The organism is Seonamhaeicola marinus, from assembly GCF_008085455.1.
Window position 1 is genome coordinate 1 of the sequence record NZ_VSDQ01000861.1, and the last position, 649, is coordinate 649.

2 protein-coding genes are annotated in these 649 nt (G+C 33.1%); both read right to left on the reverse strand.

The genetic code is table 11. The features are described 5' to 3' along the window. Positions 1-97 (reverse strand): DnaJ domain-containing protein (locus FUA24_RS24455; protein WP_148546043.1); only part of this gene is annotated, 97 nt, incomplete at its 3' end. A 9-nt stretch (positions 98-106) separates the two neighbouring features. Continuing rightward, on the reverse strand, positions 107-640 hold the full coding sequence (locus FUA24_RS24460) for a nucleotide exchange factor GrpE (protein WP_148546045.1): 534 nt from the start codon (positions 638-640) through the stop codon (positions 107-109). Positions 641-649: the final 9 nt, after the last annotated feature.

Below are 649 nucleotides of genomic sequence, written 5' to 3' on the forward strand. Positions count from 1 at the left end.
GAAACTCAATTGCTTTTTTGCGGTAAGCTTTTTTAATTTCGGCAGCACTTGCGCCTTTACTTATGCCTAATACTTCGTAATAATCTCTTTTTGCCATGTTTCTATTTTATTGCCCTATAACTACTTTAGGAAACCTAATTACCTTTTCGCCTAACTTATATCCTTTTTCTATAACGTCAATAATTTTTCCTTTTAAATCATCAGTTGGCGCAGGTATTTGCGTCACAGCTTCGTGTGCATCAGCATTAAAAACTTCGCCTTTTTCAACGGTTATTGCTTTTAATCCTTTTTGCTCTAAAGTAGATAGCATTTTTTGGTAAATTAATACAACGCCTTTACGTAATTCTTCGGCTTCTTTATCTTCTTCAATGTGTGTTAAGGCACGCTCAAAATCATCAACAATTGGTAAAAGCGCTACCATAACTTCTTCATTGGCTGTTTTAAATAAATCTAAACGCTCTTTTGATGTGCGCTTTTTATAATTTTCAAATTCTGCAAATAGGCGTAAAAACTTATCTTTTTCTTGTTTTACTTCTTCTTGTAATTTTTCTTCAACTGTTAACTCGTTTTCAGGTTGTGCTTTACTTTCTTCTTTTTCAACCGTTTCAGTTTGTGTAGCATCTACTTGCTCTTGTTCTATATCTGTATT